The organism is Peribacillus frigoritolerans (genome assembly GCF_004358755.1).
In the GTDB taxonomy this organism is placed as follows: domain Bacteria; phylum Bacillota; class Bacilli; order Bacillales; family Bacillaceae; genus Bacillus_P.
In genome coordinates this window covers 1,202,875-1,228,003 of record NZ_SMZY01000001.1, presented here as the reverse complement: position 1 = coordinate 1,228,003, position 25,129 = coordinate 1,202,875, and the positions used below count along the sequence as shown (strand labels likewise).

The window sequence follows — 25,129 nt, the reverse complement described above, 5'->3', positions numbered from 1 at the left end:
TTTTCATCCCTCCTGTCATATAAATTTAAAAATAGAGATAGGAGGTACATTCATGCGCTTTGTCTTAATTAAAAAGAAATGGCTTTTATTTGGAGCGGCACTATTTGCCTTAATAGGAATTGGCAGTTGGTATTATTTCAGTCCGGCAGCAGCTCCGACCTTGAAAATGGAAAATAACAGCGGGAATCTGGAAATCAATATGGTCACAGGGGAATTCAAATCAAAAACGGATGACGGAAAAGAGATTGAAGCCTACAGATGGGACCCGGGAACGATTTATGTGCCTGAAGGAAAACAAGTTACATTAACCATTCATGGTGTGAATGGCAATGAGCATCCATTCAGAATTGAAGGAACGGACATCACTGGTACAGTGAAAAAAGGGACCAAAACAGTCATTCCATTAAAATTCGATAAAGAAGGAATTTATCGCCTCATTTGCGATACACACTCCCATCACGGACAAGGTGTGCCGATGGTTGCGTATATTGTTGTGGATTAAGGACTAATTATGTATTAGAGGACAAGAATTAGAAAAAAGGGAACTCCATTTCTGGAAGTTCCCTTCAATTGCAGCTTAATACTGTCAATCGGTTACTAAATTTGGATTAGCTGATGACTCCTTTTAACTGCTTGTTTTGTTTTTTTAAGAATAGCCAAATGACACCGAGAACAAGGAAGATAGTGAAAACTAAAATTGAATCGCAGCTTGTATTTATCGATTGACATTAAAATATTTACTGCTCTTTTTCCTTTCCAAAAATCGCAATGCTTTGCCGATCAGTCACAAATTCACGTCCATTCCACTTCAAAACATTCATCATGTAACCTAATCCATCTGCACTGTACCTGCCCGCGATATTCTGATACGCATCCAGTTCGTATATGCCGTCCCGTTCAAAGTCGACCGGGTACAGTCCTGAAAGCGGAGCTACCCAGCCCTCAACAGGCTGTTTTAAAGTTCCGTCTTTATTATAAATTTCGTTCAGGTACTCCTCCCCTTTATACTGAAGGTCAAGAATATATGTTTTAGCCGGGTTTAAACTATTTACTTGAGCCTTGTATTGATCTAGATAAATAACTTCGTATTTATTTGATTCATTAAATGTTTCAGAGTCGAATATCTGTTTGAAGTTCCTGTCCATGTAGGAAAAAACATAGGTGAAGATAATGCCTCCGCTGCCGCCTGAGTTAATGACTACTAAAATATCATTTGCTTTATTGCCGGTGAAATCACCCAAAAACAAAGATGGTTCATATCCGGCATTCTCTTTTAGAGGAATTTGCTGCACTTGTCCGGTTCTTCCATTTTTAACATTTAGCCTGATATTCTGCAGAAATGGACTGTCCGGAGTTTGATCGGCAGTCAGATAGACTTTATCAGGTATGCCATCTCCAGTGACGTCACCCTTTTCCTCGGTCACAATATAACGGTTCATCTCAGGAGGGTTAAGATAAAAATCAGCAAAATAAGGACTGTTTCCTTTCAAATTTGCTGCCTGTTGCCACGAATGATGAACATTTTTTAAGATAAGGACATAATGCTCCTCATTGTATCTGTAGGCAGCCGCAATTTCCATGATTTGATCTCCGTCTATATCACCAACAAGTATGGCCTGGCGGTTCATCGGATGCAATATTTCCAGCACTTCAGCTTCATGCGGTAAAAAATGCTTTATCAAAGGCAAATAATTGTTCGTTATCGGATTCATTCTGCACCTCTTTATAAAAACATTTGATACACTATTCTATGCGCTCTTATCTTTGGTTAGGATGGAATCAAAAGGATGAGAACAATCGTGTATAGTAAGAGTAATGAATTATTAAAAGGATGAATGTAAATGAAAAAAATCATCGTAGTCGGTGCAGGAATCTTAGGAGCTTCCACTGCCTATCATTTAACTAAATTCGGAGCGGATGTCACTATAGTAGACCGCAAAGATGCAGGACAAGCAACAGATGCTGCGGCCGGAATCGTCTGCCCCTGGGTGTCACAGCGCAGAAATCAAGCCTGGTATAAGCTTGCCAAAGGCGGAGCCCGTTACTATCCGGAATTAATTAATGAACTAGAAAAAGAAGGTGAATCAAATACGGGTTATAAGCGGGTAGGGGCGATTATCCTGCATCGTGATGAAGATAAGATTAAGAAGGTTGAAGAACGGGCTATTAAAAGAAAAGAAGATGCACCGGAAATCGGCAAAATCACTTCATTATCCAAAATAGAAACAAAAAAAAGCTTTCCTCCGCTATCAGATGACTATTTTTCCGTTCATATTGAAGGAGCTGCACGTGTTGATGGCCGTGCTTTAAGAGACTCCCTTTTAAGAGCTGCCGAAAAAAAGGGAGCCGTTTATATTAATGGGGATGCTAAGCTTCAATATGAAGGCAACCAAGTGACAGGAGTGTTTGCTAGCGGGAAAGTTTTTTCTGCAGATGAGGTCATAATCTGCGCAGGAGCCTGGGCAAATGAATTAGTAAAACCTCTTGGCATAACTTTTAAAGTTACCTATCAAAAAGCTCAGATTGCCCATTTGAAAATAGAAGACGCAAATACGGATTCCTGGCCTGTAGTCATGCCTCCAAGTGATCAATATTTACTTGCATTTGATGAACAGCGGATTGTCGCCGGAGCAACGCATGAAAATGAGATTGAAGGTTTCGATACTAGAATTACAGCAGGCGGCCTGCAGGAGGTTTTTAATAAAGCTTTAGAAACGGCACCAGGCCTAGAAAGCAGTACCTTTCTTGAAGCCAGAACCGGTTTCAGGCCATTTACTCCGGGTTTTTTGCCTGTAGTAGGTTTCGTACCGGGCTTGCGAGGCTTAGCAGCTGCAAACGGACTGGGAGCATCGGGGCTGACGATGGGTCCTTTTATTGGCCGGGAGCTTGCAAAGCTTGCACTTGGCATGGAACTTGAGATTGACCTTGATCTATATAAAATTGAAGGGGCTTTGGGAGACTGAAGATCCCCCTCCCTTTCGAATTTTTCATTTTATAGATAAAAAAAAGATATACGGTAATCGTATATCCTTTAAATTAATCCTATTAACTTCAATCCGATGAAAACAAAGATCCAGCTGTCCAGCCTGTCGAGAATGCCGCCGTGTCCAGGAAGCAGCTTGCCTGAATCTTTTACTTTGAAGTGGCGTTTTAAAGCTGATTCTACAAGGTCTCCAACTTGACCGGCAATAGAAACGACAAAAATCAGAAGTACTGTTTCACCATAATTGTCAAATGGCTGAAAACTCATTTGCATAACAAGACCAATAATAAGAGCAATGATGATGCCCCCAATTGAACCTTCAATCGTTTTATTCGGGCTTACCTTTTCAGCAAGCTTCGTTCTGCCAAACTTTCTGCCGATAAAATAGGCTCCTGAGTCAGTTGCCCAAATGGAAATTAATACTGCCAGTGTCCAAATAAGGCCTTCATCAATTCTAGCTTCTGCCAAAAACACAAAGCCAAATCCAATGTAGAGAACACCGATCAGCAGCGTTCCAGCTTTTTCAATTGAATATTCAATATTAAAAACGGTGGATGTCAGGAAAAACAAAACGAGTGCCAGCAGCACTTTAATTTGGATAATCTCAAACGTTACATTCAAAAACGGAAGCAGCGGGAGAAATAACAGCACAATTCCTGCAAGGCCAACAAAATATTTCGTCCCGTATTTTCTGATTTTAATGATAGTTGTCAATTCATGAAAGGCAATGATGGCTAAAATCATGGCTAAATAAGTAAACCAAAATGCTCCAATGTAGAATGGAATCATGAATAAAATCAAGATAATAATGCCGGTGATGATGCGTTCTTTCATTTGTTACACTTCCTTATCTTTTTTTCCATTAGAATTGATTGTACTATAAAGATAAGAAAAACGAAAAACAAATCTGTATCTTTAAATAGAAATTCCTTGTATTTCAAGTAAAATCCATCCGTAAATAAAATGACCAAATGCATGAAAGCACTTGGTCTTAAAATTATGTAGATCAGTTTTCTTCTGCTTCTTCTTCCATCAATTCGTCAAACGCAGCGGATACTTTATCAAACTCATCGTCGCTTTCAATGGCAGTGAAGTCTCCTTCTTCGTCTACACGAAGGAAGTAGATGTCAATGTCCTCGTCTGTTTCCTGCTGAATTTCTTCAACAAAACCAACTGCCGCATATTCAGTGCCGTCTACTTCTAATACCCCAAGAACTTCTACTTCCTGCTCCTGATCGTTCTCATCGCTGATTGTGAAAATCTCGCCTACTTCAATTTTATCCATCGTAAAATCTCCTTCCATTAGTTGAAATTTGGATGAATTCTTTGCTTTAGTTATTTTCCCTAACTCAAATAATATAATCCTCTTTTGAAACCAGTTTATTATAACACTTTGTACTCCAATTACCTATTAATCGTTAAATAGCAGCAATTTTTTTACGGTGCTGCTAAAATTAGATCCAATAAAAAACATCCGGCAGGGCCGAATGCTAATCTTCATTATTTATAAAATACTTTATCTACATTATATTTAGCCTGAAGCTCATTAATAATGTATGTCTCGTAAATTTCACGATCTACTGCATTGTCTACGATGCAAACAGCAATTTCATGTACTTCATCACGGTTGTTTTTGATTGGAGAGACAGTATCTTCAAAATGTTTTTTGATTCTTTGTCTAAGCTTGCGTGCTTTGCCTACAAACAAAAGTTCATCATTGATATTGTAAAACATGAAAATTCCGCCTTTATCGCGGGGAATTCTGTTGTAATCAGTAAAACCGTATTCGCTGCTTAATGGTGCTTCAACAGGCTGGCCTTTAACCGGATTTCTTGTCAGGACAACATCTGCTCTAGGGATTTCAATTTTAATCATTATGATTCACTTCCTATATTATGTGACTTGTTCTTATCAATTTCGTGCGAAAAATGAACTTATGTATTATCTCATACGTATAGCGGAAAATGCCACCAAATCTTATAAAAAGAGTATTCAATATATTAATTTGTTTTCATCTATAAGGTACACATGGTTTTGTTTTTCTGCGAAAACGGCTGATTCCCCTGTCTTGAGGGTGCTATAGACAAATGCAGATACCTGCAGACTGGCACCTGTTGAAAGTTTAACGTGATAAACAGTCTGAGACATGACATTTATTCCTGATTCTAAAATGTCTGCAGTCTCGTACTTTTCCAAAATGAACCCTTTATGTGTTGTAATTGTAAGTTCGCTTTTTACAAAGCCTGTCCAGGCATAATAAAGGAAAAGTCCTGCCATAAAGAAAATGAACAGGTGTGTCGGCCGCTTCATTAAAATCACCTCAATATAGTTATATCCAATTTCAGCATATTAAAAAGCTGCGAATTCATTCCGCAGCTTTTTTTAGTTTTATTTCTTTCACCATTTGAGACTCTTCATCAGGCCACCATGCACCGCAATCATCAGAAACCACACATGCTGCACATTTTTCCAGATCATACACCTTCATTCCTGTAATTGGCGGAGAATAAAGGTGAAGAGTTACAAGGTTTGTGCCTTGAGCCTCCCTCATTTTATGCACGCCTCCTTTTGGCGCAAAAAAGATCTTCCCTTTCTCTTTTTTTACTGTAAAAATTTCATAAGGCAGCTGATTCTCTTTGACCTCATATACAGTATTTTCAGAAACTCCGTTTATGACTTGAATCCACCCATGCGAACTCCCATGATCATGAGGCACACATTCCAGTTCAGACCAGTTCATCACTAGAAGCTCAAGGTACTCATTTTTATAAAGCAGCTTTCGGTAGTATGGTTTATTTTGTTCGTTTTTAAGAAAGGGTTCTAATTCTTCAAGCTGTATATTCAAATTCTTTAAGGCTTCCAATAGATCCATTTTCGCCGCAGTTTGAACACTTCCAAGAATGGTCTGGACTTTATCAATCAGCTTCAAAATAGGAACCTCCTTTCAAGTTCAGGTATCACTTTAAACAATATGATTCAATATCTTATCCATATGAAAAAAATACTTCTAACTACATTGTTACATGTTTTGATGCGGGTGAATAACCTAAACCGCAGAGGAGGGATTATGATGAACAATTACCAATATGGGTATTATCCTGCCAATTGGCCGCAAGAAGAACCTTTTGAAACTAGAGAAGATGCAATGAGCACATGCAGAAGACATATGAATTTTTATGTTATTGCACGAATGACAGATGGATCTCAAGTTGAAGGAATTATCGAGGATATGGATAATGAGGGTGTCACAATGATGATTCCTGAAGAAGTGGAAGAAAGTGAAATGGATGCGAACAGGCAATATGGATATAGAAGAAGATTCCGACGTTACCGAAGACGCCGTTTTCCGTATTACGCGTTTATCTTTCCATTCTTCATCCCTTACCCGTTCTATTATTAACAGCTAAACTCAAGAAGCGAAGAGGTTTCCTAATGAAGCCTCTTTTTGCTATTTCATTACAAGCATAAAATCCTGTGCTATGATAAGGATAGAAATGATACATAGTAAGGAGCTTTTTGACATGAATTCTAAAGAGACACAAGAACAAATCATCCGCAATTATCAGCGCGACGAGCAAATGATGATTCTTGTCTTTGCCCAATGGTGCATCAATCATGATCTTGACCCTGCAGAACTTTATGGACGCGCATATCCTAATCAGGCTGAAAATAATGAATTGAAGCAAGCAATCGAATTAACTGTATCCAAAGAGGAAGCTGGCGAAATTTCAAACGATACACTTCTTGGTGTACTCTCCCTGTTTGGAAATGACGATCTTGCATTTGTTGTAACGGAAGAGATTGATAAATGGAAAAATAAATCATGACATGATAAAAACCAACTTCAGTTGGTTTTTTTTGTTAAAGGTTTGAAAGATCCTTTTTCTTTTGAGGCTTTGTCATCGTATATTCTTTAAAAGATTCACTCTTTGTGAAAAGATTGAATATATACTCTTTCGTTATTTTGAAATTCGCTTCTGCTTTTTCAACGAGATAAGAAACCCTTTCAAAAATAACAGATTTTAAGTGAGCTATATCTCTTGAAATTTTCTCTGTCAAAGCTTCTTGATGATTGATCCTCTCGATTACACTCTGATGAAACACCTCTTGCAGTTCCAGCCTGTTTTTAATCTGTTCTTTAAGTTCAGCATGCGAATCCAGCTGGTCCATTATTTTCCCCTGCAAACTCTCATACGATTTAAATCTCCCTGAAAGTTCTCTTATAGACTGATCCTGCAATGTGAGCTGATCACATAATTGCCTGGCTTACATGACCTTCACTTATTAATTTGCTCATCATTTCAGTGTTTGAATTTTCCATAATTTCTAGTCGTTCACTCAATATTTTTGATGCAGACTGCTGTGTTTCTATATTTGACAGCAGCGGTGATGTCGCAGCTTCCTGTTTTTCTAATTGCCGGTAAACAGCATGATAGTGCTGCTTTTGCTCTTTTCTGGACTCATGAAGTAAGCTGTTTAAGGCATTTACTGCATGTGAAAGTTCAGTATTTACTTGCTGCTGGTGTTTCAGATAGTCTTACATATAATTGACACGGAAGAATTCCTGATATGAAGTACTTCCTGTTGAAGGAATCGTTAAATAAGCCTTTGATTGACCATGATGGCTGTCGTTATTGGACACTTTTTCTCTCCTTTCTTCCCTATTCATTCTTTATAGTCTATATAGGTGTCTTTTTTCATGTGACCCTCAAATGTTTGGCCATAAAATTAAACGAAGTGTTGGTTAACAGAAATTCAGAAGGAAAATGTGAATTAAAGGAGAGTTCTTTGGCAGCATATATGAAATGAACTGTTTTTAGAAACTGATCTTTAGATCTGGGATAAACTTTCCAGGCACCCTTTTCCAAATAAATTGTAAGGATTTTCATTTTTGTGAGAAAAAATAAATGGAACTTAGTTTACAGGAGATTTAATTAATTTGTTAAGCTTCAGAAAAACAGCCAACTATTTAAGTAAGGACATAAATTTATCGTTTACGTAGACCTTTATTTCTCTTTCAAGCTTTTTTGATTGAACGAAAACCTTGAAATCTTCTTTTGACACATCAGATTTTGCCGCTGCATCGACTAAAAATGCTAATTCTTTATTTGAAATGATCGTTTTCATCATAGGCCTCCTATATTTGAATTAATAGATAATTCGTTTTTAAGAACGTTTTTCCGAGGGTCACCAAAATCTGCTTTTTAAATCCTTTATTTAGGGGCATATTATGCGTGGAGGTGAATGCAATGAGCAGCAAATTTACAGGATCAAATCGCGGTAAAGCAGCACCCAGCGTGAATCCTCAGGGCCATGGTAAAGATACTGAGTTTTCATCTGAACCTAAAAGCGAGCTTGAGAATAGAGCTAAAAAATCCAATACGAAAATTTAGAAACCGGGGGGCAATGGTGCCTCCTTCCCTTTCTTTCCTTTTTAATTAATTCTTAAAGGATTTCTGTTTACTGACATCTAAACTTTATAAATTTGCTTTATGAATGCAACATAGCCTCTCTTGTAAAAAGAGAGGCTATTCCTATTTTGCCGCTTTAAAGAAATTCTGTGTCAGGAAGGATTTGTTAGCTTTAGATTTTAGAAAAAGACAGAACCTATAACTGCATTAAAAAAGTAATTATGAAACGGGTGATTGAAAATGAATAAAAATAATATCCAAATCCTTCCTATCATTGCTTCAATCGGTATTGGTGCAGCTGCATACAGTTTGATGACAGGCCGCGGAGGTCAGCTTCAGAATATGATGCCGCAATTAACTGGAATGAGCAGCCAAGGGACAAATAACCAATTTTCTGCACAGCCGGATCAAAATCAGTAAATTCAGCTGATCGGGAGAACGAACTATGATGAATTCTCCGGATCACAATAATGAAAGGAGAAGCCATATGGATATTCATTTTTCTAACATGCTAAATAGAACGAAAATGAATCTAATTCAGGCGGCTGCATATGTAAAACAGCGAATCGATTCACTGACAGGAACCCAAACTGCTACAATAGAACAATTAGCAGCTTACATCCGGTTCCATCCCCAATCTGTAAAAAGGACCAAGCATCTTTTAGGTCTGACCTTTTCGTTTTATACATTGGACCAGGGTGATGTTCATTACAAGCTGGAAACCAGGGGGTCTGAGATTTTACAGCTTGATGTACGTACTATAGACCATAAGGTAGTAGCTTACCGGTCTTACCGGGATCAATCTAATTTGGATACACCTATCCGTTTTTTAAAACTGACATAACTAGAGAGCTAAAATCATTAGCTCTCTTCATTCCTAATTTAATTCTTCTGTGATTATTTTGTATAAATCAACTGAATATGAAGATGGCATTTCGCCTTTCAACTCCTCCAGCTGATCCATCATCCCTTTTGCTTCTGCCAAATAAGAAATAGCTTCTTTCATTTTATCTTTATAAGCTTCAGTTGTTCTCTGAATTTCAGGCTCGAATCTTTCATCTGTTCCAGCCGTTATGCATTTTTCGTACATATCGATTATTTCATCCGTTGGACGATCGGGATCATATTCATGTGGTGCCGTACTGTCAAAAATCGCAATGCCTAATTCCCGCAGTATGACCATGTCGAGGCTGTTTGGATCAAATCCGCAATGATAGACTTCCACATCATATCCACTTTCTTCACCGGCGGCTGCAATTTTCTTCAGCATCGTGGACTTGCCTGACCCAGCTCTCCCTTTAATAAAATACCGCTTTTCGATATCTTCTGTTAAGTTTTGAATAAAGTCTACTGCTCCATCAGGTGTAGCTGCGCCCAGGAAGCGGTGGTTAACAACAGAAGGTTTGCCGGCCTTCTCTTCTCCATAGAAAAGGTCGATAAGATCAGCTGATAACTGATTCGCTTTAGTAAAATCCATATTTGCTATATATATATCTTCAATGTCATCATGTGCTTTCAGCGAAGCTGCGAACGTTTCGTATGCCTGCTGAAATTTAAAAGAAATGTCAGCTGTGAGCTGTCCGATTGCATCATGATATGCAGATTGATGCTTCATGTCATTATTCATGACAATCACTTCAAGGTTTTCTATCGGGATGTGGCTGCGAATATCCGGCACAGCATCATCTATGATTCCTGTTCCGGCACTTGGAATAATGAACCCGTCGAGCCACTCATTGTTAGATGGACAGTGTAAATACTCAATAGAATGTCCGGCTGCAAGGAATGATTCACTAATCAATTTCATGTATTCTGATTTATAGGCTCTTGACCCGCCCTTAAGCATGAACACACGTGATAAATTCTTAAATGCAGAATCATACAGGCTGAAATAACCTTTAGCCGTATTCCCTCCGGCAAAATAATGAAGAGCTTTTCCGCTCATCCAATCATCCTCTCACTCTTTTCTTCTAACATATGTTCAAAATGAGTAAGGGTGAACGCCCATTTTTAAATTTATGAATCTGGGAATCATAGGGGCTGTATGATTCCACAATATCGAGCAAAATCAGAAAAAGAAGAAACATAGACCCTGTTTGATTCCACAATACAGTTCAAATCTGGAAAAAGAGGAAACATAGACCCGTATGATTCCACAATACAATTCAAATCCGGAAAAAGAGGAAACATAGACCCTGTTTGATTCCACAATACGGTTCAAATCTGGAAAAAGAGGAAACATAGGCCCCGTATGATTCCACAATACGGTTCAAATCCGGGAAAAGAGGAAACATAGACCCGTATGATTCCACAATACAATTCAAATCCGGAAAAAGAGGAAACATAGACCCCGTATGATTCCACAATACAGTTCAAATCCGGGAAAAGAGGAAACATAGACCCGTATGATTCCACAATACGGTTCAAATCTGGAAAAAGAGGAAACATAGGCCCCGTATGATTCCACAATACGGTTCAAATCCGGAAAAAGAGGAAACATAGACCCTCGTCCCCCTTTCAACCCCGCCTCAATCTAAAAATAAAAACCTGCATTTCTGCAGGCTTCATAAAATACTTATTAGACAGTGCTCTCCAAATCTTTCACTAGTTCAAAGAGAAAACTATAGATCTTTTCAAATGCTTCGTTCAAGGTTAAATCTTCATGAAAACCCTCAATGAGGTCACAATCAAAATTAACATCCCATAAGCCGTCTTTATCATTAAAAAGCAGCTGGTATTTTGTTGTCTCTCCATCAGCCTTTTCATTAAACCAATTTCGGATGCTGCTGCCGGCGGCCTTTTTCTGTTTTAAACCGAGCAGTCCTTTATATGTGCCAAAAACGTCATCATGCTCTATTGTTAAGCCGTCTATTTTAATAATGTCAAACCAATCAGATTCTAAATAAACAAACTCTTTTTGATTCGCTTTTAAGAAATTTACTTTTTCCTGAAGAAACTCAGATGGGTTTTCAGCTGAAATCAATTCTTCTGTTTCTTTATCAACTCGCTCCAGATAAGCATCTTTGAATCTAGACTGTGCTTTCTCTTCCACTAGTTTAATTTGTTCAGGAACAAGTCCATGCGCCTCAGCATATTCTTTCTCTTGTTTGTAAATGCCAATAGATTGATTTTGCGGTTGATGATTTATTTGATTTTCAATATATGCTTTAATTGTTTTTTGCAGCATGTTCAGTCCTCCTGTATTTGCGGAAATCTATTCCTATCATAACCCAACATGAAACTGCTGCAAACATATTTAAAGATCAAACCTGGTATCCAGATTTGATCCAATAGCCCTTTTATGAATAATTATCCTGCAGAGCTTTATCCAGCAGTTTTTGACACCGATCAAGCTCTGCCTTCAGCTGTTTTTTATATAGCTTTGCTTTTTCATAATCCTCGAACTTGTAATAAACGACCTCCTGCAGCTTCATTCCCTCTTTCTTTCTTTTAACCTGCTTCAATACTCCGTCTTCTATCAATTCATGCAGCGATTTATATACTTCTGAATGATTTGGTCTGTATCCATATCTTCTGAATTCATCACGGAGCACATCCAGCAGCTTTAACCCATACAGCTTATCCTGTTCCGTCATTCGGATCATATAGAGTTTAAGAAAAGCTCTCTGTTTTAATAAAAATCCGCTCGCACTTCTTTTCTCACCCATTCGAAACATCTCCTCCTGAAGATATTTTGGTTGCATTATGTTCTAATAATTCAATGTTTTTAGAAAAATACCTGCTTTACGTTGAAAAATGAGTCTTTTGCCCCTTTGTAAACTTTTAGAGGTATCATTATTGAGGGATATTTGGAATGTGGTCTGAGTGAAATAGGTTTATAAATGATTATTTAGAACATAGTTTTATTAATTTTTAATTCTATTTGAGCATTCTGGACAAAGGAAGTTTAATGTGTCTGGAGGTTTTGCATCATTCTGCCGGGATTCACCATTAAGCTTGAAGCCGAAACTTCTGCTCAGCAGATCAGTCCCTGCCCCATAGATAAATTTTTGATTTTCATTTAAGTCTTTAGACATTTTGTTTCTTTTTCAGGAAAGATAAAATCGCAGGTTCTTCTTAGATTTCGTCTGGGGACAATTTTTTTAACTATGATAATTTAAATCATAGTTTAACTAGATAATCATAATAACGACAAACAAAAAAAGTGACCCAGAGCTCTGGACACTTTTTGCCCTTTAAATATTCTTTAGTTGGAACATCATTTTATTAGAAATGCTTAAGGTTTCAATTAAATAGGTTTAATCCCGAACACAAAGTATTTCTGTCCCCAAAAATTTAAAATTGTATATATACCTGTCCCAAGCAGGACCGCAAGCAAATCTTCCGTCATTATTAAAAAGTGTGGTAATAAAAGATATAAGAATTCAGCTGCCGCTTTCCCAAAGGAAAATGCAGCAGCATAACACACAATAACTACTACTATAAAACGCGGAAGACTTTTTTTGAAGCTGGTCTGATTTGAAAATGTGAATGAACGATTTAAATAATAGCTGACAGCTGCCCCGATGATATTTCCCGAAAAAGTTGAAAGCCAGTAATCCGCGTTAAAAAGATTCAGTAAAAGGAAGATTGCTGATAATCCTGCAGCTGTATTCATGATTCCAACGAGAATGAATCTAATAAAAAGCGGATCAATGCGAATTAAATTACCTTCTGATCTCATAGCGAAAATCTTCTTCCTGAATATTGTTTTTTAGAATCGGAAGATTGAATAAATCAATATCGACAATATATTTAGGGCGTCTTTTTGTTTCTTTGTATACTTTACCTATATACTCCCCCACTAATCCTGTGGCAATCATCTGCAGTCCTCCTATTAACCATATAGAGGCTATTAATGATGTCCATCCTGTTTGTGTCCGGCCGAGATATTTCATCGTCAGGCAATAAATGCCGAACAAAAGACTGATAAGGAAAGTAATCAAACCCATTGATAAGACAAAGCGAATTGGTGTTACTGAAAAGGATGTAATGCCATCAAACGCAAATGACAGCATTTTGCTTAGTGGATACTTGGTTTGCCCTGCAAGCCTTTCTTTCCGGTCATAATAGACCTTGGCTGATTTAAATCCAATTAGCGGAACAATGCCCCTTAGGAACAAATTAGCCTCATCAAATCCTTTTAATTCTTGTACGGCCCGCTTGCTCATCAGCCGATAATCCGCATGATTGTAGATAAGCTCGACTCCAAGCTTTTTCATTATTTTATAAAACCATTCCGCCGATTTGCGTTTAAAAAGAGTATCTGTTCCTCTTTTCTTTCTGACTCCGTAAACAATTTCAAATCCTTTTTGATAGGTGTCTATAAACTCATGAATGACTGTGACGTCATCCTGCAGATCGGCATCAATCGTGATCATACAGTCAGATCCTTCTTGGGCTGTGAACATCCCGGCAAGCAATGCATTTTGATGCCCTGCATTTCTTGATAATTTTAATCCTGCCACTCTTTTCATATTCAGGCATGCTTTATTTATAATTGACCAGGTAGAGTCTTTGCTGCCGTCATCAATGAACAGGACCCTGCTTTTTAATGATACTTTCTTTTCTGTTACCAAATTTTCAAGAACTTGACTGAGATTATGAATCGTATGAGGAAGAATTTCTTCTTCGTTATAACATGGAACTACAATAGTTAAAGTAGGTGCATTCATAATGTAGAGTCTCCCGTGCTGTTTATTTGGCCTTATAGAGATAAATTTTCCAAGCCGATTCCTCGGAATGAAATACTTTATCCAGGAATAAATGGTTCTTTTCCGGCTGTTCAATCGGCAAGCTTGAAAAAATATACTCACCGCCCATTTCTTTAAATGGTATCGTATTCAGATCAAAATCCATAATTCGATTAGTTGAATCTTTAGGAAACATATACTTTTTCCCAAGCTCGCTGCTAAAGAGATAGCATCTTCCTCCCCACTCATCAAAATAAATCCGCAGTCTTTTATTTTTACTGAGTTCCTTTTCGATGATTTTCCGAAATTGGTATTTATACGAGAGCGGGTAAAAGTTGTTATACGTATCGAGAGTATAGAATCCATTATATTGAGCGATGGCAGGATGCAGTCCGAGGCTTGCAACCCTATAATCCTCAACTGGCTTGCCGATATGATCTTTAATTTCTGCAAACTGTTCCTCTGCATAAAACTCTTTTACAGATGGTTTCTTTTGATAGATAATTTCATCATTAAAGAGGCCGAGCACTATTACTTGAGCTAGAATACACGCCCAGATTACCCCCTTTTTGGGGAATTCACTGTATAAAATCTTTAACCCCAAAGCAAAACCCAAATAAATAATGATAGGCCGCAAGAAGTGGAATCTTGCAAAGTTAAAGGTATCCAAGAAATGAAAACGTTCCGTTAAAGGAAGCCAGCCCTTATAAAACCAGAAAGCATACCAGGCTGATAAACAAAAATTTAAAATGAATAAAAAAACAAACGGTTTTTCTGTTTTCCATCTTCCTTTTCGGATCATTATGTATAGAGCAAACAGAGTGACAGGCAGGATAATCAAGCCATGAACGGTCATGACATGTGTATGTCCTAATACAAAGTTCTTAAATGTAAGCCTTATGACCCGCCATAATGGCAGCCTCGCATGAAAGTACTCATCACGGCTATTTGGTTCAGATGAGAATAAAAAGGAATAGATTAACCGATATTCAACTATACAATAGACAACTATCATGTATCCGACGGAAATCAAAAAAGGCAGATTCCACTTCTTTTTTTTCATCACATCCATGATCCATAACATGCCTATAGCAGTTAAAAAAAAGAAAAAACCTAAAACAAAGCTTGAGTAAAAAGGGAGCAAAGTTAAGACTGCCATACTGAGCCAATAACGATTTCCATTTCTGATATTTAAAAATGCCCATAAAGCAAGAGGCATTCCCAGTGTGCTGAGCATTCCCTGGGGCCAGAAAGGGGTCAGGGCAAATGTTAAGGCTGTTCCTGCAGTAATAAACCAATATTGTCTTTCTTTAAGGAAATGGTCCTTCAAGAGAAGATACATGCCCAAAAAGGCAAAAATTCTTGTGATTGATTGAGAGAATGCATAAGCTGTCATTGTCGGGAACCAATTGTACAGCCAGATTTGAAGATTCCATTCAGAACCAAGAGCATTTCTGGGCAGTCCGTTTATAATTTGCGGCAAAGTTTCATTCAGCCCGCTTAAAAGGTACCCATTTTCCGTCAGCACTTTATACCAGGCAAGATTAGAATCCAGATTATCATGAACGCGGATGTGCGCATTTTCATTAAGGATAAAAAGCGGTGCTACATATAAAGCGATGGCCAGTATACATAAATAGATTAAAATGTGATCAAATTGCCTTTTTTGTTCCATATTTTCACCTCAGGGCTAAGGCAGGTGTGTTTCCTTTAATTTTTACAACTTCCTATAAAATATTCCATCTGCTTTTGTATCTAAATAAAAAGACTTGCTTTTACACAAGTCTTAAAAAATATCGCAAGTTAAAGGTCAAACAAGCTGCACCCAATTCGTAATAAGCAGCTTAGCGATTAAATTGTCATTAGTTTTAGTTATGCTTCTTTTTGCATTTGTCACATTTGCAGTGATGTTTCTCTTTTTTCTTGCATTTATCACATTTACAATGGTGTTTCTCTTTCTTCTTGCATTTATCACACTTACAATGGTGCTTCTCTTTTTTCTTGCACTTATCACACATGCAATGGTGCTTTTCTTCTTTCTTACAGTGATCACACTCGCAATGGTGCTTCTCTTCTTTTTTCCAATCGTCACACCTGCAATGATTCTTTTCTTCTTTCTTACAGTGATCACACTCGCAATGGTACTTTTCTTCTTTTTTCCAGTACTCACACCTGCAATGATGCTTTTCTTCTTGTTTCCAGCAACCACACTCGCAATGGTGCTTTTCTTCTTTTTTCCAGTGATCACATCCGCAATGGTGCTTTTCTTCTTTCTTCCACTCATCACAAACTTTGACGCATTTACAGATCCATTTTTCTTCGTGTTTTTTGCAATGGTCACATGGACAGTGTTCGCCCGAATGTTTAACACGCTTGCAGATTAAACGAACTTCAACATGTTTCTGGCACATATTTTTCACCTCTTTCATCAATCCATACTAAAGGTGCAGTCATCATTAGATAATAAATCCAACCCTGCAAGAAGACGTCTTGATCTATCAGACAAACGTATCACGATCGCTGCACATAGCTGCCGGATATCTCATTCAAATCTTGCAAAGAAAGAATCATGTAATCTGTGACTGATCCCTTATACTATCTTATTAAGAAATATTTTTTTCGTATGGTTAGATGAAGTGATTCATTCATCCAATTTTCATAGAATCCTATGTAATTAGCTAATTTTTACGCAAAAAATGAAAGCACCCTGTTATAGGTGCTTTGGTAGTGTGAAATTCACCCTAGGCGTATTTGCTGCCTTTGAAGCAGCTTAAGTGTAATATCCAGGATCATTTTCTCTGATAATTCAGTAAAGGTTTCAATCTTTGCGTCTTTTTTTCGATGATCTTTTTTGACATCTTTCTTTTCAAAATCTTCTTCATATGCCATGATTTCCATACTGAGTTTGTCAGATAGTTCTTTAAACGATTTTCGTTTAGACGAGCTTGAATGCTTAAATTCATGCTCCTTTTTACATTCTTCACATTCACATCCATCTTCTTCCCTGCACAGTTCCATGTAGTCTTCAAGCGGAATTTCAAGAATGATCTCTTTTTCTTCACAGCTTTCAATACACATGCACTCTTCTTTCTTGATGCTGCGGTTCAGTGCTTCATCAAATTCAATAATGTCAGCCTTAACGAGTTCACAAAAAGGCATTTCATTAAAATGTTCCGTGCTTATTTGATGGAATTGAGAAATGTCATTCGACAATAATTGATCCTTTTCAGGAAAACCAATTCCTAACGGTTGTGCAATAAAAAAACCGAACTCTTCTTTCGTATCACTTACAGGACCTACTGGAGGAGTAAGAAAACGTTCAATTTCAGCAACACAATCAAACGGCACCTCAACAGTCAGTGATTTAATAGAAGATAAAACAGATCCTTTGCATTCCTCTTTTGGATTTGAGGCATATTGAATATTCTTGCGAACGAACCCGCTCAAAAATAGCTGGCCTGAGGCTGCACCCTCGCGGTTAATAAGGCGGCACTGTGTTAAGAAAACCCTTTTTTTAATTTCTTTAATTTCAAGAACTTTTTCTCCTTTAGGAAAAGTGATTTTAGCATGTACTGGAATTTCTATTCGGACTTCCTGCAGCAAGACTGGTACTTTGATAATGATACCAGTTGAGGGAGTTGCTGATGGATCTACGATCGTTGCTTTACAGTGCTGCATGGAAGTGCTTCTCGGAAATGGCTCAACAGACATTTAGTGATTCCTCCTTAAGTTTTTGTGCAATTTATCATATGCAAAAGGCATTCGCCTGTTTGGACTCGAAAAATAGATACAAGTCTATTTTTGGGTGCACACTTAGTAATTTCAATACAATAAAATATGATGTGTAACAATTTATGTACCAAAAAAAGACTGCCGGGTAATACCCGACAGCCCAAACCCATTATTTACTGATGTTTGCTGATTAGCCTTCGAGTCCACCTGGTGCTGGCCCTAAAGAATCAACTCTGACTTGTTGTTTTTGCAATAGTTTTAGTGTTAAGTCTAATACCATTTTTTCAGAAAGGCGTGTGAATGTACCTTCGCCTACGATTTCTTGTTCTCCTGTACCACCAGCTGCAGGGAATGGAACTCGGTCTAAAGACTCATCGAATTCAATGATATCAGCTCTGATCAGTTCACAGAAAGGCAATTCGTTGTAGAATTCTGTACTGATTTGATGGAACTGAGAAAGATCTGTACCATCTAAACGGTCTTTTGCAGCAAAGCTTCTGTCATTTGGAAGCTGCTGAGAGATTAAATAACCAAATTCATCGCGAGAATCAGTGAATGGTCCAACAGGGAAATTTCTGAAATTTGTAATTTCTGCTACACAGTCGAATGGAACTTCAACAGTTAATGAATTGATTCTTGATAAAATTTCACCAGCAGCATCTGCAACTGGATTTGAAGCGTATTGAATGTTTTTGCGCACAAAACCGCTAAGGAAAAGTTTTGCTCTGTAATTAGCAAGTGTGTCGCCAGGGGCAGGAGCACGGTTAACAAGACGGCATTGTGTTACATACGTGCGTTTTTTGATTGTTTTGATTTCTAAAACGCGTTCACCTGCTGGAAATTCAATTTCTGCATGCATTGGAATTTGCACAGATACTTCATTCAGCAACACTGGAACCTTAATAATTGGATCCGGCGATGCTGGAATTGGATTTGGTCTGACGTTTGTAGCGTCACAATGATTTGTAGATGTTGTTCTTCTGAACGGATTTACAGACATCTATTTATTCCTCCTAATATTTTTTTGGACAAAGAAAAAGCGTAAAGCATAGATTTTGTCAATAATTGTTCGCTTTATCTTCGTCCTTGTATAGATAATGCAAATATGAACCTCATTGAGACGGCATTTTATTCAGTGCATTCGCCTTTTTTAAACAAATATCAAAAATAATAAGCCCTTTTTAATTACACCTTCACACTTTCCTCTCTGCATATGCAATGTGCCTATTTTCATCATCAAATTCCAATTATCCAATCCAATCAGATTTTTATTGCATAGTCTATTTTCAGAAAAACTTATATGAAGGGGGATTATTGTGTCTTCTTATAACAATGGAAAAGAATGCTGCACGGGAGCCTGTGACAACTGTAAATGCCGGGACATTAATAGGTTCCTTGAATCGGTTTTAACTTTAAATCATGCTTTATCTGAAGCGATCTATGAAGAGCTCATTGCAATGAAAGAAATAAAAAATGCTGTTTCATCTGAATTTCTGATTCATTTAAAAAAGGATTTAAACAATACATTGAAACTGGCTATGAATAAAGAGGTTCTTGTAGAAATGCTCCTAGAAGAAGTCAAGGAACATTGTGAAGTCATTTTTTTTGATACTGAATGCAAGTGTGTCGATGAACAAATTCATTCTCATCAAGATTACTGTACAGATGAATATGAAGATGAGAAATGTCTCTATTCTGATGAAGAACCCAGTAGACATGAAGAGTGTACACAAATTGAGCATGAAGTTTTAAAAGAAGAAAATGTTGAAGCGGTAAAGTCTGTGGAAGAATCTCTTAAGGAAGTCAAGAAAGAAAAAAAATTAAAGGAAGAGGAAAAACAAATAAAAGATTCGCTTAAAGAACTGAAAGAAGACAAAAAAGAGCCTGCTAAAGCAACAAAGGAAGATAAAAAGGAAAAACAAGAATTAGAAAAAAAGGAAAAGAAACAAGAAAAACAGGAAAAACCAGTGATAGGAGAAAAGGAAAAAAGACTCACTCCAGAGAGGGTAAAGGAACAAGTTCCTGAAAAAGCAAAATATCATGATTCCTATAAATATGAAGATGATGAGGATGAAGAAACGTTTATAGTTATTCGTTCCAAAGGGAGGAGATAAGATAAATTGACAAGTAAAAAAGCCTCTTTAAATTAGAGGCCGCCTATTGATTATTCATTTATTTCAACAAAATATGGATTGCTGCCTATATTTTTTCTCATTTCATCTGTTATTTTCAAGGGTTCAGATGATGTCTGCTGATTATCAACCTCTGCTTGAACACTCCCGTCATAGTGCAATGGCTTTTGCTCCATTTACATGTTCACCTCCCGATCCATATTAAGTATATTATACTAATTATTAGGTGATATTACCTTAAAAATATTACTTTTTTACCAATTAATTCTCAAAAAAACATTCTATTATCAAATAGAATGTCCATCGGCTGATTATTTATTTATGAAGTCAGTGAGTTTGAAGATGATTGCTGACTTCTTTTGCGTACATTTTTAATATTTATCCTAATAAGTAATGAAATAACCAGTGCTGCTACAAAAGCACCTCCAAATATAGACAGTGTCAATGAGTAGCTGTTAGTCGTTTCTCTGATCCAAGAAACAACAAGCGGTCCTGCAAGTCCAGCCGCTGCCCATGCAGTTAAAATGTATCCGTGAATAGCCCCCAGCTGTTTGGTGCCGAAGAGATCGCCAATATAAGCTGGAATGGAAGCAAATCCTCCTCCGTAACAGGTGAGAATTAAAAAGATTAGAGCCTGAAACAGGAAGGCATTTGTGACACTTGGAAGCAAAAGAAAAGCAGCTGTTTGAATGGCAAAGAATGCAGTATAAACGTTTGGACGGCCAATATAATCTGATACAGATGCCCAGCCGATTCGGCCAAATCCATTAAATAACCCCATAATACCTACCATCGCTGCAGCTGCAGCTGCGCTTAATCCTGCAATATCCTGAGCCATCGGGGATGCCACGGATATAATCGCAATTCCGCAGGTAACATTAATAAAGAGCATGGCCCACAAAGCCCAAAAGCGGAGCGTTTTGACTGCTTCGTTTGCTGTAAGCTGGGATAAATCACTCTTTACCGTTTCTGCTTCCGGCTGATTCGCTTTCATATTTGCAGGCATCCATCCTTCAGGCGGAGGGGCAAGATAAAGGGATGATGAAATCATAATTATAAAATAGACGGTTCCAAGGATATAAAAAGTCTTGTCTATTCCGACACTTGCTATGAGCGATGCTATCACAGGGCTTGCAAGTAAAGAAGCAAATCCAAAGCCCATGATGGCAAGTCCCGTAGCAAGACCTCTTCTATCAGGAAACCATTTTACTAACGAGGAAACCGGGGTAATATATCCGATGCCAAGCCCAATGCCTCCAAGAACTCCGTAAAAAAAATACAAAAGATACAAAGATCCAATGCTTTCAGCGAAACCTGCTCCTATTAATCCTGCCGCAAAACATACTGTTGAGAGCAGACCGGAAGCTCTAGGTCCATACTTTTCAACAAAGTGACCCATAAATGCTGCCGATAATCCCAAAAAAAGAATTGCAATGCTGAATGTAAGCGAGATTTCGCTTAACCCCCAATTATGTTCATCTCTAAGGGGGTTGGTAAAAACACTCCAGGAGTAAACCGACCCAATTGAAATGTGAATGCCAACTGCTGCAGCTGCAATCAGCCAGCGATTTTTTGTTTTCGTCATTTTTTCTCCTCTTTTCTAAGCATTAGGGTGAAGGCAGGAAACGGATTTGCCTGCCTTCATGGCCTTATTCCAGAGTTTCATTTTTATGACGCACTTGATCTTCTTTACTTTGAGAGGTTTTTTCAATATGCTCCGTCTCCTGCCCCATTCCTTTCAAGAAACTGATCAGCATTGTGACGGCCCGGTTTACTTCAGGATCTTTCAGGGAGCGCGCAAGGTCAAAGTAGCTCGTTTTTTCTGCCGGATCTTTATTTTCAGCCACTCTGGCAACTCCCGCATTCACTTTTAATAAAAAGGGTTCCAGCTGTTTGACATTGATCATGCCAAGCACCCCTGTCATTAAGAGCAAATTTTTCAAACTGTTGGTCGTTTCTTTTTTGTCCACCGTTTTTACAAGAATGTCCATCACTTTGTCGCCTTGTCCGAATAAACCCTTCAATAGAGGCAAAACCCCTCTGTCCTGCATGTGCTGTAAGATCTCAAGCGTATCAATAATGGCTTCTTTATGGCTGATCAGGGCATCTTCCACTTCTCTTAAATCTTCTTTTCGCTTATCTTCTTCTGTTTTTTCTATGCGGTTTATCGTTTTAGTTGCTTTTGCCAACCTTATTTCCACCCTTCTTAACGAGGTCGCCTGGGAATACATAGTCTGTGCGCTTCCATTTTCTTTCTACTTCTACACCTCTTTGAGGATTTGGGTTTCCATACCGGAAATTTGTTTTTGGCAACGGATTGACACCGTTGATTTCCAGCACCTCAAGTTTAGCTTTTACTTCTTTATAAGCAGGTGTATCTGTGTCTTTATCAGCGTAGCTGCTTGTGATCAGATTTATCGCTGATTCTCCAGAATCATTCATGGGAAGGTACACTTCTTTTCCTTTCACCCGTTCGGTAACTACACATTGCACCTTTACTTTTCCATAGGGGGATATCAGCCTGACCAGAGACCCATCTTTTATCCCTCTTTCTTCAGCAAGCTCAGGTGAAACTTCAAGGAATGTGCTTGGTGTTTTGGATGAGATGCCTTTTGATTTATACGTCATATTACCTTCATGAAAATGTTCGAGCAGTCTGCCGTTATTCACATGAATATCATATTCCGCGTCAAATTGGAGCGGTTTCGTCCAATCGACTGGAAAGAGGCGCGCCTTGCCGTCTGGAAAAGGAAATTCATCCAGGAATAGAACAGGTGTATCTGTTCCATCAGATGCTACTGGCCAAAGAAGACTCTTGTAGCCTTCCAGCCGCTCATAGTTTACTCCTGCAAAAAGAGGTGCAAGCATCGCTGCTTCTGCCATTATATCGCTTGGGTGTTTATAGTCCCATCCAGCTCCCAGCTTATTCGCAATCTCCATAATGATCTTCCAGTCCGGCTTTGAGTCACCCATAGGTTCAAGGACCTGATATAAACGCTGAATTCTGCGTTCTGTATTTGTAAATGTTCCTTCTTTTTCAAGGCTTGGACTTGCCGGAAGCACAACATCTGCATATTCTGCCGTCTTGGATAAAAAGAGGTCCTGAACGACGAAGAAGTCTAACTTCTCATAAGCAGAATGGACGTAGTTGATATTGGAATCGACGATTCCCATTTCTTCTCCTTTTAAATACATCGCTTTTACGTTTCCAGCGTGAATCCCGGCTACCATTTCGTGGTTGTTTAAACCTGGGTGTTCAGGTAGTTTCACCCCCCAGCCCTTTTCATATTTGGCGCGTACTGCAGGATCGGTGATTTTTTCATAGGAAGGCAGCCTGTCCGGCATGCTTCCGAAATCACTGGCCCCCTGCACATTGTTGTGGCCTCTTAAAGGATAGGAGCCTGTACCTGGACGGCCATAATTCCCTGTGATCAGCAGCAGGTTTGAAATGGCTGTACTTGTGTCGCTTCCGCCTGAATGCTGAGTGACGCCCATTGCCCAGAGAACAACTGTGCTTTTCGCTGCATGAATCATCTCCGCTATTTTGATCAGCTCGCTTTTTGATAGGCCAGTTGTTTTTTCGGCATATTCAAGCGTGAACTTCTCTACATTTTCCTTATACTCTTCAAATCCATTTACTCTTTTCTTCAAAAATTCCATATCTGCCCAGCCCTGGCCGATGATATAGTTGGTTACGGCAGACAGCCAGACAATGTCTGTTCCTGATTCAGGCTGAATGAATAAGTCAGAGCGCTCGGCCATTTCGTGTTTTCTTAGGTCAGCGACAATCAGCTTTTGGTCATGAAGTTTATGAGCCCTCTTCACTCTAGTAGATAAAACCGGATGCGATTCTGACGTGTTTGAACCGATTATCAAGACAAGCTCCGACATCTCAATATCCTTTATCGTGCCGGAATCGCCTCCGTAGCCGACTGTCCGGAATAATCCCATTGTTGCAGGTGTCTGACAGTATCTTGAACAATTATCAATGTTATTCGTTCCGATTACTGATCTGGCAAGCTTCTGCATTAAATAAGATTCTTCATTAGTGCATTTTGAGGAGCTGATAAAAGTCAGTGCGTCAGGTCCATGTTCGTTTTTAATCTGAGAAAACTTTCTTTCAATAAGGGATAGCGCCTCATCCCATTCCGCTTCACGGAAAGCATCGCCTTCCCTGATCAGCGGCTTCGTCAGGCGTTCTTCACTATTGACATAATCCCATCCGAATTTCCCTTTTATGCAGGTTGAAATTCCGTTTGCAGGAGCTTCAGCCTGAGGTTCAACTTTTAAGATTTCTCTCCCCTTTGTCCAAATATCAAAGCTGCAGCCGACTCCGCAGTATGTACAGACAGTTTTTGTCTTCTTGATTCTCTCGTCACGCATGGCTGATTCCATGTCTGATATAGCAAGAATTGAGCCGTAGCCGGTCTCAACATTTTTCGTAATTTCAATCATCGGGCGAAGCGTTTGTTTGGAAATGCCTGTTAAATAACCGGCTTCCCCTTCCATTCCTTTTTCCATCATCGCATTGCACGGGCAAACAGTTGAACAATGTCCGCAGGAAACGCAGGAAGATTCATTGATCGCCACATCGTTGTCCCAGATCACACGGGGGCGGTCCCGTTCCCAATCAATGGATAAAGTCTCTGTTACCTGCACATTTTGGCATGCTTCTACGCATCTTCCGCAAAGAATGCATTGATCCGGATCATAACGGTAAAAAGGATTAGATTGGTCGATTTCATAGGGCTTTGGAGCAAATGGAATACTTTGATGATTGATTTTCATTTCTTTCACCGTATTGTGTATTTCACAGCCGCCATTATTGTAATCACATACCGTACAATATAGCTCATGACTGTGCAAAATACGGTCCATGCCGATGAGCTGTGCCTCTTTTACATCAGGTGATTGTGAATCAATGACATCTCCATTCCTGACCTCTGCCTTGCAGGCCCTCACAAATTCCCCGTTTACTTTAACAATGCATGTATCACACGTTTCAATTGCACCGAGGCTTGGATGATAGCAAATGTTTGGCACTTCAAGCTTTTGGCCTGAAAGAAGTTGAAGGGCTGTCTGATTTTTTTCTACTTTTACTTCAGCACCGTTTATTTTCACGTTAAAACTGTCTGACAAAAAGACCTCCCCTTTCACGAATAGTTAAAATGTTCAATC

29 protein-coding genes are annotated in these 25,129 nt (G+C 38.6%); 8 read left to right on the top strand and 21 right to left on the bottom strand.

Translation table 11 applies throughout. From position 1 onward, the window contains the following. Positions 1-52 precede the first annotated feature (52 nt). Positions 53-502: a cupredoxin domain-containing protein gene (locus E2R53_RS06370; protein WP_133310902.1), complete on the top strand. Its 450-nt coding sequence runs from the start codon at positions 53-55 to the stop codon at positions 500-502. Between the two features lie 235 nt (positions 503-737). Here E2R53_RS06370 and E2R53_RS06365 read toward each other — a convergent pair whose 3' ends face one another. Beyond that, positions 738-1,712 (bottom strand): VCBS repeat-containing protein, encoded by a 975-nt coding sequence (locus tag E2R53_RS06365; RefSeq protein ID WP_133310901.1) that lies wholly within the window; start codon positions 1,710-1,712, stop codon positions 738-740. Positions 1,713-1,841: 129 nt separating this feature from the next. Here E2R53_RS06365 and E2R53_RS06360 point away from each other — a divergent pair, with 129 nt between their 5' ends. After that, a complete protein-coding gene (locus E2R53_RS06360; RefSeq protein WP_133310900.1) occupies positions 1,842-2,963 on the top strand; it encodes an NAD(P)/FAD-dependent oxidoreductase in 1,122 nt (373 codons plus the stop codon). 68 nt (positions 2,964-3,031) lie between these two features. Here E2R53_RS06360 and E2R53_RS06355 read toward each other — a convergent pair whose 3' ends face one another. The 5 genes from E2R53_RS06355 to E2R53_RS06335 all read right to left on the bottom strand — a co-directional run bounded on the left by E2R53_RS06355 (position 3,032) and on the right by E2R53_RS06335 (position 5,912). Next, a complete protein-coding gene (locus E2R53_RS06355; protein WP_133310899.1) occupies positions 3,032-3,817 on the bottom strand; it encodes a phosphatidate cytidylyltransferase in 786 nt (261 codons plus the stop codon). Positions 3,818-3,989: 172 nt separating this feature from the next. Then, positions 3,990-4,268: a DUF1292 domain-containing protein gene (locus E2R53_RS06350; RefSeq protein ID WP_133310898.1), complete on the bottom strand. Its 279-nt coding sequence runs from the start codon at positions 4,266-4,268 to the stop codon at positions 3,990-3,992. A 215-nt stretch (positions 4,269-4,483) separates the two neighbouring features. Then, entirely contained in the window at positions 4,484-4,858 is a 375-nt protein-coding gene (locus E2R53_RS06345; RefSeq protein WP_070877419.1) for a nucleotide excision repair endonuclease, read from the bottom strand. 117 nt (positions 4,859-4,975) lie between these two features. Beyond that, positions 4,976-5,293, bottom strand: a complete 318-nt coding sequence (locus E2R53_RS06340) for a hypothetical protein (RefSeq protein ID WP_133310897.1) — start codon at positions 5,291-5,293, stop codon at positions 4,976-4,978. A 55-nt stretch (positions 5,294-5,348) separates the two neighbouring features. Next, complete coding sequence (locus E2R53_RS06335; RefSeq protein ID WP_133310896.1) at positions 5,349-5,912, bottom strand: cysteine dioxygenase; 564 nt, start codon at positions 5,910-5,912, stop codon at positions 5,349-5,351. Between the two features lie 138 nt (positions 5,913-6,050). On the opposite strand from E2R53_RS06335, the gene E2R53_RS06330 reads away from it, so the two are divergent. After that, positions 6,051-6,383: a hypothetical protein gene (locus tag E2R53_RS06330; protein ID WP_133310895.1), complete on the top strand. Its 333-nt coding sequence runs from the start codon at positions 6,051-6,053 to the stop codon at positions 6,381-6,383. Between the two features lie 121 nt (positions 6,384-6,504). Continuing rightward, positions 6,505-6,810: a hypothetical protein gene (locus tag E2R53_RS06325; RefSeq protein ID WP_133310894.1), complete on the top strand. Its 306-nt coding sequence runs from the start codon at positions 6,505-6,507 to the stop codon at positions 6,808-6,810. Between the two features lie 34 nt (positions 6,811-6,844). On the opposite strand, the gene E2R53_RS06320 is transcribed toward E2R53_RS06325, so the two are convergent. Further along, positions 6,845-7,153: a hypothetical protein gene (locus E2R53_RS06320; protein WP_133310893.1), complete on the bottom strand. Its 309-nt coding sequence runs from the start codon at positions 7,151-7,153 to the stop codon at positions 6,845-6,847. Between the two features lie 795 nt (positions 7,154-7,948). Continuing rightward, positions 7,949-8,110, bottom strand: coding sequence for a hypothetical protein (locus tag E2R53_RS23155; protein WP_206197356.1), 162 nt, complete (start codon positions 8,108-8,110; stop codon positions 7,949-7,951). Between the two features lie 122 nt (positions 8,111-8,232). On the opposite strand from E2R53_RS23155, the gene sspL reads away from it, so the two are divergent. From sspL to E2R53_RS06305, 3 genes are all read left to right on the top strand, one after another. Further along, the gene (gene sspL / locus E2R53_RS06315; protein WP_070877423.1) at positions 8,233-8,376 is read left to right on the top strand and encodes a small, acid-soluble spore protein L; all 144 of its coding nucleotides are present in this window, start codon (positions 8,233-8,235) and stop codon (positions 8,374-8,376) included. Between the two features lie 258 nt (positions 8,377-8,634). Then, the gene (locus E2R53_RS06310) at positions 8,635-8,814 is read left to right on the top strand and encodes a hypothetical protein (protein WP_133310892.1); all 180 of its coding nucleotides are present in this window, start codon (positions 8,635-8,637) and stop codon (positions 8,812-8,814) included. Positions 8,815-8,881: 67 nt separating this feature from the next. Continuing rightward, entirely contained in the window at positions 8,882-9,238 is a 357-nt protein-coding gene (locus tag E2R53_RS06305) for a hypothetical protein (protein ID WP_133310891.1), read from the top strand. Between the two features lie 33 nt (positions 9,239-9,271). On the opposite strand, the gene E2R53_RS06300 is transcribed toward E2R53_RS06305, so the two are convergent. The 9 genes from E2R53_RS06300 to E2R53_RS06260 form a co-directional block, all read right to left on the bottom strand. Further along, positions 9,272-10,339 carry a PRK06851 family protein gene (locus tag E2R53_RS06300; protein WP_133310890.1) on the bottom strand — a complete coding sequence of 356 codons (1,068 nt, stop codon included), beginning with the start codon at positions 10,337-10,339 and terminating at the stop codon, positions 9,272-9,274. Between the two features lie 633 nt (positions 10,340-10,972). Beyond that, complete coding sequence (locus tag E2R53_RS06295; protein WP_133310889.1) at positions 10,973-11,581, bottom strand: hypothetical protein; 609 nt, start codon at positions 11,579-11,581, stop codon at positions 10,973-10,975. Between the two features lie 112 nt (positions 11,582-11,693). After that, entirely contained in the window at positions 11,694-12,062 is a 369-nt protein-coding gene (locus E2R53_RS06290) for a helix-turn-helix transcriptional regulator (RefSeq protein WP_070877428.1), read from the bottom strand. Positions 12,063-12,643: 581 nt separating this feature from the next. Further along, positions 12,644-13,078 carry a GtrA family protein gene (locus E2R53_RS06285; RefSeq protein ID WP_133310888.1) on the bottom strand — a complete coding sequence of 145 codons (435 nt, stop codon included), beginning with the start codon at positions 13,076-13,078 and terminating at the stop codon, positions 12,644-12,646. Continuing rightward, a complete protein-coding gene (locus E2R53_RS06280; protein WP_133310887.1) occupies positions 13,062-14,069 on the bottom strand; it encodes a glycosyltransferase family 2 protein in 1,008 nt (335 codons plus the stop codon). The genes E2R53_RS06285 and E2R53_RS06280 overlap by 17 nt, the downstream gene beginning before the upstream one ends. A 22-nt stretch (positions 14,070-14,091) precedes the next feature. Continuing rightward, positions 14,092-15,762, bottom strand: coding sequence for a DUF6044 family protein (locus E2R53_RS06275; RefSeq protein ID WP_133310886.1), 1,671 nt, complete (start codon positions 15,760-15,762; stop codon positions 14,092-14,094). 135 nt (positions 15,763-15,897) lie between these two features. Continuing rightward, on the bottom strand, positions 15,898-16,428 hold the full coding sequence (locus tag E2R53_RS06270) for a hypothetical protein (RefSeq protein ID WP_133310885.1): 531 nt from the start codon (positions 16,426-16,428) through the stop codon (positions 15,898-15,900). A 395-nt stretch (positions 16,429-16,823) separates the two neighbouring features. Continuing rightward, complete coding sequence (locus E2R53_RS06265) at positions 16,824-17,798, bottom strand: CsxC family protein (protein ID WP_133310884.1); 975 nt, start codon at positions 17,796-17,798, stop codon at positions 16,824-16,826. 211 nt (positions 17,799-18,009) lie between these two features. After that, positions 18,010-18,819 carry a CsxC family protein gene (locus E2R53_RS06260; protein ID WP_133310883.1) on the bottom strand — a complete coding sequence of 270 codons (810 nt, stop codon included), beginning with the start codon at positions 18,817-18,819 and terminating at the stop codon, positions 18,010-18,012. 457 nt (positions 18,820-19,276) lie between these two features. On the opposite strand from E2R53_RS06260, the gene E2R53_RS06255 reads away from it, so the two are divergent. Further along, entirely contained in the window at positions 19,277-19,933 is a 657-nt protein-coding gene (locus E2R53_RS06255) for a hypothetical protein (RefSeq protein WP_133310882.1), read from the top strand. A 50-nt stretch (positions 19,934-19,983) separates the two neighbouring features. Here the strand turns inward: E2R53_RS06255 and E2R53_RS23150 are convergent, their stop codons facing one another. The 4 genes from E2R53_RS23150 to fdhF form a co-directional block, all read right to left on the bottom strand. Next, on the bottom strand, positions 19,984-20,127 hold the full coding sequence (locus E2R53_RS23150) for a hypothetical protein (RefSeq protein WP_165970907.1): 144 nt from the start codon (positions 20,125-20,127) through the stop codon (positions 19,984-19,986). A gap of 143 nt (positions 20,128-20,270) precedes the next feature. Then, positions 20,271-21,536, bottom strand: a complete 1,266-nt coding sequence (locus E2R53_RS06250; protein WP_133310881.1) for an L-lactate MFS transporter — start codon at positions 21,534-21,536, stop codon at positions 20,271-20,273. A 64-nt stretch (positions 21,537-21,600) separates the two neighbouring features. Further along, on the bottom strand, positions 21,601-22,140 hold the full coding sequence (locus E2R53_RS06245; RefSeq protein ID WP_133310880.1) for a DUF1641 domain-containing protein: 540 nt from the start codon (positions 22,138-22,140) through the stop codon (positions 21,601-21,603). After that, a complete protein-coding gene (gene fdhF / locus E2R53_RS06240; protein WP_133310879.1) occupies positions 22,124-25,090 on the bottom strand; it encodes a formate dehydrogenase subunit alpha in 2,967 nt (988 codons plus the stop codon). The genes E2R53_RS06245 and fdhF overlap by 17 nt, the downstream gene beginning before the upstream one ends. Positions 25,091-25,129: the final 39 nt, after the last annotated feature.